Source organism: Massilia sp. CT11-108, assembly GCF_047302915.1.
Classification (GTDB): Bacteria; Pseudomonadota; Gammaproteobacteria; order Burkholderiales; family Burkholderiaceae_D; genus Telluria; species Telluria orientalis.
This window is the reverse complement of record NZ_JBKYMO010000204.1, coordinates 1-9,840: the sequence shown is the minus strand read 5'-3', so window position 1 is coordinate 9,840 and position 9,840 is coordinate 1. Positions and strand designations below refer to the sequence as shown.

The 9,840-nt window shown below is 64.9% G+C and carries 7 protein-coding genes and 1 pseudogene; 4 read left to right on the top strand and 4 right to left on the bottom strand.

Going from position 1 to position 9,840, the window contains the following annotated elements; all coding sequences use genetic code 11:
• Positions 1-348 (top strand): annotated as a pseudogene (locus ACEN88_RS16930) (hypothetical protein); the annotation flags it as partial.
• Between the two features lie 137 nt (positions 349-485).
• Here the strand turns inward: ACEN88_RS16930 and ACEN88_RS16925 are convergent.
• From ACEN88_RS16925 to ACEN88_RS16910, 4 genes are all read right to left on the bottom strand, one after another.
• Positions 486-1,991, bottom strand: a complete 1,506-nt coding sequence (locus ACEN88_RS16925; RefSeq protein ID WP_413341375.1) for a tryptophan halogenase family protein — start codon at positions 1,989-1,991, stop codon at positions 486-488.
• A gap of 111 nt (positions 1,992-2,102) precedes the next feature.
• A complete protein-coding gene (locus ACEN88_RS16920; RefSeq protein ID WP_413341374.1) occupies positions 2,103-2,507 on the bottom strand; it encodes a hypothetical protein in 405 nt (134 codons plus the stop codon).
• 83 nt (positions 2,508-2,590) lie between these two features.
• Complete coding sequence (locus tag ACEN88_RS16915) at positions 2,591-3,166, bottom strand: TerD family protein (RefSeq protein ID WP_259452037.1); 576 nt, start codon at positions 3,164-3,166, stop codon at positions 2,591-2,593.
• A gap of 32 nt (positions 3,167-3,198) precedes the next feature.
• Complete coding sequence (locus tag ACEN88_RS16910; RefSeq protein ID WP_413341372.1) at positions 3,199-4,239, bottom strand: DUF475 domain-containing protein; 1,041 nt, start codon at positions 4,237-4,239, stop codon at positions 3,199-3,201.
• A gap of 175 nt (positions 4,240-4,414) precedes the next feature.
• Here ACEN88_RS16910 and ACEN88_RS16905 point away from each other — a divergent pair, with 175 nt between their 5' ends.
• The 3 genes from ACEN88_RS16905 to ACEN88_RS16895 all read left to right on the top strand — a co-directional run bounded on the left by ACEN88_RS16905 (position 4,415) and on the right by ACEN88_RS16895 (position 9,469).
• A complete protein-coding gene (locus ACEN88_RS16905) occupies positions 4,415-4,834 on the top strand; it encodes a divergent PAP2 family protein (protein WP_371761626.1) in 420 nt (139 codons plus the stop codon).
• A 240-nt stretch (positions 4,835-5,074) separates the two neighbouring features.
• Positions 5,075-6,253 carry an efflux RND transporter periplasmic adaptor subunit gene (locus ACEN88_RS16900; protein ID WP_413341370.1) on the top strand — a complete coding sequence of 393 codons (1,179 nt, stop codon included), beginning with the start codon at positions 5,075-5,077 and terminating at the stop codon, positions 6,251-6,253.
• A gap of 15 nt (positions 6,254-6,268) precedes the next feature.
• On the top strand, positions 6,269-9,469 hold the full coding sequence (locus tag ACEN88_RS16895) for an efflux RND transporter permease subunit (protein WP_413341369.1): 3,201 nt from the start codon (positions 6,269-6,271) through the stop codon (positions 9,467-9,469).
• The last annotated feature ends 371 nt before the right edge of the window (positions 9,470-9,840 follow it).

The window sequence follows — 9,840 nt, the reverse complement described above, 5'->3', positions numbered from 1 at the left end:
GCGCAGGCCGCGATCGACAAGCGCGACGCCCAGCGCGCGCTGCTCGCGAACGCCCAGCTGGCGGCGGAAATGCAGCGCAAGACGGCGCTCGCCACGCAGGAAATGGCGGAGGCGAAGAAGCGCCTCGTCGAGCTGGAATCCGTGCGCCAGGAAGATCAGGTGGCGGAACTGGCCGCGCTGCGCGAGCAGATCGAGGCGCGCCAGGCCGAAGCCAAGCAGCGCGCCGAATCGGAAGACCTCGCGCGCGAGGTGCTGGGGCGGTTCTCGCAGCAGCCCTCGAAAGTGCAGGCGGCGCTGCGGCTCGCGGATGCGGTGGCCAAGCAGCGGGCCGACCGCGATCACGAGTAACCCGAATGCGTCGTTCCCGCGAAAGCGGGAACCCATGCTGAGTTACAGAATTCGGTAAGTCGAAGGCCCTGCAGCGTATTTGGTAGAGCGTCTTCGGATCCTAAGTATGGATTCCCGCGTACGCGGGAATGACGGTACTAGCCGGCCTTCGCGTTCTTCTCCAGATACGCCCCGTGCCCCGGCATCTTCGCCACCGTCTGCACGATCAGGTCACGCAGTCCCGCGAAGTGCCCGTGCAGCTGGCGCATGTCGACATCGTCCACGAACGGATCGTAGCGCTTCGGCTCGACACCGAGGCCGACCAGCATCGCGACGAACGAGGGGAGGAGAAAACTGTCGCGGTCGAGGATCGCGACGCGGCCCGTCTCGCGGAACAGTTCGATCTGGTGCGCGAGCGAATCGGGGATCGTCATGTTCGCGCAATAGCGCCAGAATTCCGTGTCGTCGCGCTTCGTCAGCTTGTAGTGCATGACGATGAAGTCGCGGATCGACTCGTAGCGGCTGCCGATGATCCGGTTGAATTCGTCCGCCAGCTCGGGACGGAAATCGCGGTCCGGGAACTGTTCGATCAGGGTGCCGATCGCCGTTTCGATCAGGCTGATGCTGGTCGATTCCAGCGGTTCGACGAAGCCGGCCGACAGCCCCATCGCCACGACGTTCTTGACCCACGATTTCTTGCGCTTGCCGGTGACGAAGCGCAGCTGGCGCGGCTCGTCCAGCGCGGCCCCGTCGAGGCCGTCGAGCAGGTCCTGGCGTGCTGTTTCGTCGGTCGTGAACGCGTTGCTGTACACGTGGCCGTTGCCGGTGCGGTGCTGCAGCGGGATGCGCCACAGCCAGCCCGCGCCCTTGGCCGTCGAACGGGTGTACGGCGTCAGGGGTTCGACGCGCGCGCACGGGACGGCGAGGGCGCTGTTGCACGGCAGGTGCTCGCTCCAGTCGTCGTAGCCGGCCTTCAGCGCGCCTTCGATCAGCAGGCCGCGGAAGCCCGAGCAGTCGATGAACAGGTCGCCGTCGAGCGTGCGGCCATCCGCCAGGCGCACGGCCGTGACGAAGCCCGTCTCCGGGTGCTGGTCGACGCTGGTGATCGTGCCTTCGACGCGCTTGGCGCCGCGCGCCATCGCGTAATCGCGCAGGAAGGCGGCGTACAGGCCGGCGTCGAAATGGTAGCCGAACGAATAGGCGTCCGTGGCGCCCGGCTGCGCGTCGTTCGGCATCGTGAACTTGTTCTCGCGCGCCATGACCGATGCCATCGACCAGTTTTCCAGCGCGGGCATGTGATCGAAGGTGCGCGCGAGGCGCAGCCAGTAGTGGTGCGCCTGGATGCCGTTGATGGGCGGGCCGAAGTCGCCGAAGCCGTGGAAGAAGCGGTTGCCGACGTGGCCCCAGTCCTTGAATTCGATGCCGAGCTTGAAGCTGGCCTGGGTCTTCTTGATGAAGTCGGCGTGGTCGAGCTGGAGGGCCGCGTTATAGAAGCGGATCGTCGGCAAGGTCGCTTCGCCCACCCCGATCGTGCCGATGTCCGGCGATTCCACCAGCACGATCTCGCAGCGCTGGCCCATGCGCTGGGCCAGCGGTGCCGCGGCCATCCAGCCGGCCGTGCCGCCCCCCACGATGACGATTTTACGGATGGGGTTTTGTTGCATGTTGTCTCCTGTCGTATTGCTTTCTCAGGAGAGTGTAGGGCAGGGACTTGTGGCCCGCAACAGAAATGTTTGCGTATAACATTTCTTTAACAAAATGGACGCAACAACGCATCACATATTGCTGGGGGCCACCGGATTCGACCCGCCGACGACGGCCTTGTCGACGAAGTACCCGGTCTCGCCGAAGCAGCTGCTCGGAACGCCGACGTGCTGCGAATAGGTCAGCTGCACGCGCTGCCCCATGGCCGCCTGCAGCTGGCGCACGACGTTCTCGTCGCGCACGGTGAAGTTGAAGCGCTCGGGAATGGCGCCCGGCATGCTGGACAGCAGGATCTCGCCTTCCCAGGTCTTGCACAGCCAGCCCTTGCGCGACAGTTTCTGCAGGTAGCCAGCCCGTTCGCCTTCCGAGTACGACCAGTTCAGCACGAGCCACGTGTACAGGGCGAACAGCGCCACGGCGGCGATGACGACGGAGGCGAGGATGGCGATGGCGCGGCGCGGCAGGGTCTTGGGCATGGTCGTGTGCGAGATTAAGGTCAAGGGCGTGACGAAGCGCGCCCATTCTGACATGGGCGCCCGGATTGTCAATTAGGCTAATCTTAGACCTGCACCCCGAACGAACGGGCGAGGGGCCCGAGGCCGCCGTTATAGCCCTGGCCCACGGCGCGGAATTTCCACTCGCTGCCATAGCGGTACAGCTCGCCGAAGATCATCGCCGTCTCCGTCGAGCTGTCTTCCGACAGGTCGTAGCGGGCGATCTCGCGCTCGCCGTCCGCGTTCAGGCAGCGGATGAAGGCGCGGGCGACCTGGCCGAAGCTCTGGCGGCGCTGGTCCGCTTCATGGATGGTGACGGCGAACGCGATCTTTTCCACCTCGGGCGGCACGCGCGTGAGGTCGACCATGAGGCGTTCGTCGTCGCCTTCGCCCTGGCCCGTGCGGTTGTCGCCCGTGTGCTTGACGGAGCCGTCGCTGGACTGCAGGTTGTTGTAGAAGATGAAGTCGGCATCGCCGCGCACCTTGCCGTCGCCGCGCAGCAGGAAGGCGCTGCCGTCGAGGTCGAAGGTGGCGCCGTCGGTCGCGCGGGGATCCCAGCCGAGGCCGATGATGACCTTTTTCAGGTTCGGATCTTCCTTGGACAGGTTGACGTTGCCGCCTTTCTGCAAACTGATCGCCATCTTGCTTCCTTTCTATTAATGTCTACGGGTTTTCAGGTCGCCGACTCGAGTTGCTCGCGCTTCTTGTAGCGGATCGACGACCACAGCGATACCAGGATGAAGGCCACGCCGGACAGGCCGGTGAACCATTCGGGAATCTCGTACTCGACGCTGGCGAACATGATCACGGCCAGGATGCCGATCGCGTAGTGCGCGCCGTGCTCGAGGAAGACGAATTCTTCCAGCGTGCCCTTGTGCACGAGGAACACGGTCAGCGACCGCACGAACATGGCGCCGATGGCGAGGCCGAGCATGATCACGACGACGTCGTTCGTGATGGCAAATGCGCCGATCACGCCGTCGAAGCTGAACGACGCGTCCAGCACTTCCAGGTATAAAAAGCCGCCGATACTGCCCTGCGAAATCAGCTTGCCGACGGCCGGGTCGGATTCTTCTTCCTCCAGCAGTCCGGAGAACCAGTTCACGCCCACGTACACGAGCACGCCGACGACGCCCGCGATGAGCGTGGACAGCTTGCGCTCCTGCGGCACGAGGCTCATGCAGCCGAACACGGCGAGCAGGGTGAGCAGGATGGCGAGGCCTTCCGAGCCGTACTTGCCGATCTTTTCTTCGATCCAGCCCAGCCAATGGAGTTCCTTTTCCTCGTCGAACAGGAAGTTGAGGAAGACCAGCAACAGGAATGCACCGCCGAACGCGGCCACTTCGGCATGGCGCGACGTCAGGTTGCGGGCGTACTCGTCCGGGTTGTTGACGGCCATGTGCCAGACGTCGATCAGGCCCAGGCCCGTCGCCACCGACACGATGAGGAGGGGGAACAGCAGGCGCATGCCGAACACGGCGACGACGATGCCGACCGTGAGGAACAGTTTTTGCCAGAACGCGTTCCAGTTGCGCAGGACGGACGCGTTGACGACCGCGTTGTCGAACGACAGCGAGATCTCGAGCACGCCCAGCACGGCCGCGATCCACAGCGCTTGCAGGAGGCCGGCGCTGCCACCGTGGGAAAAGCCCCACCAGCCGGCCAGCGCCAGCAGGACGGCGGTGACGACGAACGACAACCTGAAATGTTGCATGTACCTCTCCAGTTCTTATATACGCATTGTCTGAATGACCACACCGCGCATATTAACCCGTTTCCCGCTTTGGCGGGCGCATCGATCGCCACAGCGTGAATTGCTCACGTGACATCGCATCTGCCATAATGCCGCCCGGCGTCGTGCCTCCCGTTTCCCCTTGAATGGATTTCACATGGATGTCTCTTATCTGGTCACCCCGGTGCTGACCTGGCTCGTGGTCGGCCCGATCAAATTCCTCATCAACAGTGCGCGCCAGGGGCGCTGGGCGTTCAACCTGGTCGGCAATGGCGGCTTTCCCAGCAACCACAGCGCCACCGTCACCAGCATGGCAACCCTGATCGCCCTGCGCGAGGGCATTGGCCACCCGGCGTTCGGCGTGGCCGTCACCCTGTGCTTCATCGTGATGATCGACGCCAACAGTCTGCGCCAGCACGTCGGCCGCCAGGCCGCCGCCATCAACCGCCTGGCCGCGGGACAAGCCGGCCACACGACCTTGCGCGAGCGGATGGGGCATACGCTCGTCGAGATCGGCGGGGGTATCGTCACCGGGATCCTGATGGGGAACCTGGTGTATCGCCTGCTCGTCCAGTAAGCAGCCACCAGGCGGCGGACGTCCGCCCTGTCCGCCGCCTGTCCGCCGCTTGTCCGTTTTGTCGCGCATTTCATACTCGGCCAAACGCATTTCATCCCGCCTATCTGCAGTTCATCCCACCAAAACCGCGCTTTGCCGAAACGTCAATTGACGGTCAAGACCGCCTATTCGATACTGCGCGCTGGCCTTTTATATTCTTATTTTTACAGGTAACGAGTCCATCCTCGGGGGAACCAAGAAATGCTGCGCAAAACTATAATCTTCCTTGCTATTGCTTCCGCACTCAGTGCGTGCGGCAAACATGACAAGGACCCTGCAAAGCCCGACGCCGCTAACGCGCAGGCGGATGCCAAGCAGAAGGATGGCAAGGCCGTCCAGCTGCTCGTCGCTCCCGAGGATGTCCTGACCGTGCAGAGCAGTGCGCTCGCGAACGGCCCGGTGATCACGGGCTCGGTCCAGCCGGAACGCAAGGCCGACCTGCGCGCGGAAGTGTCCGCCATCGTGCTGCAGGTACTGAAAGAGAACGGCGACCCGGTCAAGAAAGGCGACGTGCTCGTCAAGCTGGACGAGACGTCGATCCGCGACAGCCTGATGTCCGCCCAGGAAGCCCAGCGCGCCGCCTCCCAGGCCCTGGACCAGTCGAACCGCGCCCTCGAGCGCCTGAAGACGCTGCGCGCGTCCGGCATGACGTCCGCCCAGGCGCTGGACGACGCCGAAGTGCGCCGCAACAGTGCCCAGAGCGAGCTGTCCGCCGCGAAGGCACGCCTCGTGGCTGCCCAGCAGCAGGTGACCCGCACCGTCGTGCGCGCGCCGTTCGACGGCATCGTCTCCGACCGTAAAGTCTCCCCCGGCGACACGGCCGCCATCGGCAAGGAATTGCTGAAGGTGATCGATCCGACGAGCATGCGCTTCGAAGGCCGCGTGTCGGCCGACAAGATCGCTGCCGTCAAGGTCGGCCAGCCGGTCTTCTTCCGCGTCAACGGTTACGGCGAGCAAAAGTTCACCGGCGTCGTCAAGCGCATCGACCCGTCCGCGAACGACATCACGCGCCAGGTCGAGGTGCTCGTCGGCTTCACGAACGAGGCCCGTCCGCGCGTGGCCGGCCTGTATGCCGAGGGCCGCATCGACGCCGTGCTGTCCGATGCGATCACCTTGCCGGAATCCGCGATGGTCAAGGCCGGCGACAAGACCTATGCCTGGAAAGTGAAGGGCGGCCAGCTGGCGAAGATCGACCTGACGGTGGGTTCGCGCGATCCGCGCACCGGCAATTTCGAAATCAAGAACGGCCTGGCCTCCGGCGACACCGTGCTGCGCCACCCGGGCTCGACCCTGAAGGACGGGCAGAAGGTGGAGATGGCGGCCGCATCGCGCGTGGCCAGCGCCGCCAGTACGACCAACAGCGCACCCCAGGGTAAATAAGCGGGATTAACCACCATGTTCCTGTCCAATTTCAGTGTCAAGAAGCCCATCGCGACACTCGTGCTGATCATCGGCATGATGTGCATGGGCCTGCTCGCGCTCAATCACTTGCGCGTGAACCAGAACCCGGACGTCGAGATTCCGATCATCGTCGTGACGATCCCGTATCCGGGCGCGTCGCCGGAAACGTCCGAACGCGAACTCATCGAACGCCTCGAGAAGCAGATGCTCGCCATCACCGGCGTGACCGAGGTGAACGCGTACGCCAACGAGGGCAGCGCGACGATCGTGCTGCGTTTCGACTTCAAGCGCAACCTGATCGAGGCGTCGGACGACGTCCGCAACGCCATCGCGTCCGTCCGCTACAAGCTGCCGATCGAGATGCGCGAACCGGTGCTGCGCCGCGTCGACCCGTCCGCCCAGCCGATCATGAACCTGGCGCTGTCGTCGAGCACGCAGAGCCATGCCGAGATCTCGCGCCTGGCCGAAGACCAGCTGGCCGACCGCTTCCGTGCGATCGACGGCGTCGCCAACGTGCAGGTGAACGGTTCGCTGCGCCGTGAGCTGTCCGTGCTGCTCCATTCGGAAAAGCTGCGCGAATACAATGTCTCCGTCAGCGACGTCACGAATGCGCTGTCGCGCCAGAACACGAACGCGCCGGTCGGCAAGGTGCGTAGCGAACTGGACGAGAAGGGCATCCGCCTCGTCGGCCGCATCGAGCGTCCGGAAGATTTCTCGCAGGTGGTCGTCAAGCGCAACGGCGACACCGTCGTGCGCCTGAACCAGGTGGCCGAGATCAAGGACGGCTTCGCCGACATCGACAGCGTGTCGATGCGCAGCGGCAAGCCCAACGTCGGTATCCAGATCGTGCGGTCGCGCGAAGGATCGACCGTCGGCATCGCCAAGAAGGTGCGCGCCGAAATCGAGCAGATCCGCAAGGAATTGCCGGCCGGCACCAAGCTGGACATTTCGTACGACGGCGGCGAAGACGCGCAGGACAGCCTGAACAACGTCATCGAATCGCTCGTGTTCGGCGCCGTGCTGACGATCTTCGTCGTGTACGCTTTCCTGAACTCGTGGCGTTCCACGCTGATCACCGCACTGTCGCTGCCGACGTCCGTGCTGGCCGCGTTCATCGCCGTGTGGCTGTGCGGCTTCACCCTGAACTTCATGACGCTGCTGGGCCTGTCGCTCGCGATCGGCGTGCTGATCGACGATGCGATCGTCGTGCGGGAAAACATCGTCCGCCACATGGAAAACGGTTCCGACCGCCGCACGGCCGCCCTCGAGGGTACCGCGGAGATCGGCATGGCCGTCGCGTCGACGACGTTCTCGATCATGGCCGTGTTCATCCCCGTCGCCTTCATGCCGGGCATCTCGGGCGAATGGTTCCGTCCGTTCGCACTCACAGTCGCCTGCTCCGTGATCGTGTCGCTGTTCATTTCGTTCACGCTCGACCCGATGCTGTCCGCCTACTGGGGCGACCCGCCGGGCCATCACCATGCGCCCAAGAAGGGTATCGAGAAATATCTCGCGCGCTTCAACACGTGGTTCGATCACCAGGCCAACCGCTACGGCCATGTGATCGCCTGGGCGCTGCACCACCGCCGCTGGATGGCCATCATCGCCGTCGCCAGCCTCGTCGCGGCGCTGGGCCTGCAGGGCAAGTTCGGCGGCACGTCGTTCCTGCCGAAGCAGGACAGCGGCCAGCTGCTGATCGAAGTGCGTACGCCGGCGTCGTCGTCGGTGGGCTATGCCCGCATGAAGATGGAAGAAGCGGCCACGCTGGCGCGCACGATGCCGGAGACGAAGGACACGAACGCCTCGATCAACTCGGGCGGCGGCCGCATCTACGTCGACATCGGCAAGCGCGGCGAACGCAAGCGCAGTGCCTCCGAGATCGCCGTCGAGTTGCGCGACAAGATCGCGCGCCTCGTCGGTGCCGAGTACACGGTCACGGACGACCTGAACGGCAACGGCAAGCCCGTGCAGATCGAATTCACCGGCTCGGATTCGCGCAAGCTGATGGATCTGACCAACGCGTACATGGACAAGCTGCGCCAGGTACCGGGCGCCGTGGACGTCACGCTGTCCCAGCAGGATCCGAAGGACGAGCTGCAGATCGAGCTGGACCGCGGCCTGTCGAACATGATGGGCATCTCGGTCGGCGACGCCGCCACCGCGCTGCGCGTCGCGTTCGCCGGCATCGAGGTCGGCGACTGGGTCGACCCGACGGGCGAGACTCGCGACGTGGCCGTGCGCCTCGCGCCGGAAGACCGCGTGGGCCTGGAGAACATCGAGCGCCTGCCGATCGCCGTCACCGGCAGCAACATGATGGTGCCGCTGGACCAGATCGCCAAGATCACGATGGGCAAGGGCCCGTCCGCGATCGAGCACAAGGACGGCAAGCGCGTCGTGCGCGTGTCGGCCAATGCCCAGGGCCGCTCGAATGGCGAAGTCATGGACGACGCCCTCAAGCTGGCGAAATCGATGGACTTCCCGCCGGGCTATGGCCTGTCGTTGGGTGGCCAGAGCAAGGATCAGCAGGAAGTGTTCACGCAGATGACGATCGCGCTGGTCTCGGGTATCGGCCTCATGTACCTGATCCTGGTGATGCAGTTCGGCTCGTTCACGGCGCCGCTCGCCGTGATGCTGTCGCTGCCGCTGTCGCTGATCGGCGTCGTCGTCGCGCTGCTGCTCACGAACGGCACGCTGAACCTGATGAGCTTCATCGGCATCATCATGTTGATGGGTCTCGTGGCGAAGAACGCGATCCTGCTGCTGGACGCCGCCCGTACCCGGGAGGCGGAAGGCATGGACCGCGAAGACGCGCTGATGGCCGCCGGCCGCGCCCGCCTGCGTCCGATCCTGATGACGACGTTCGCGCTGATCGCCGGCATGCTGCCGGTGGCGCTGGCCCTGGGCGACTCGGGCGAGTTCTACCAGCCGCTGGCCATCGCGATCATCGGCGGCACGATCACGTCGACCGTGCTGACCCTGCTGGTCGTCCCGACCTTCTACGACAGCATCGAGATCGCCCGCGACCGCATGGTGGCCAAGTTCCACCGCCGCGCGGCCCGCTTCACGGCGCTGCCGGCGTTCGTGATGACCTTCGTCGAAGCGATCCTCACGCTGGTGCTCGTGCGCCTGGTCTTCCGCCTGATCGTGAAGGCCGGCCGCTTCGCTACCGGCCGCGGCCGCCCGGCGACGGCGTAACGGTGTGGTGCCGGCTGCGGCCGGCATGCAATGAGAAGGGCCTGCAAGCGCAGGCCCAAGAAGACCTGCCCCGCAGGTCTTTTTTTTTTCATCGTGTCACGGCATGCACTAGGGCCGCATCCGCCGCGCCCAGTGCATGCCGGTGCCAAGGGCCGTTCCCGACCCTTGGCCGGTGCGCCACGGCGATCAGCGGCCTGAGGTACCGGTGCCCGAGGTGCCGGTGCCCGACGTGTCGCTGCCGGTCGTGCCCGACGTGCCCGACGTGCCCGACGAGCCGGTGCCGCCGGTCGTGCCCGTTGCGCCGGTACCGGTGTTGCCGGTTCCGCCCGTCCCGGGGTGTGGGTTTTACACAAGTGCCGGTGCCGCGGAAT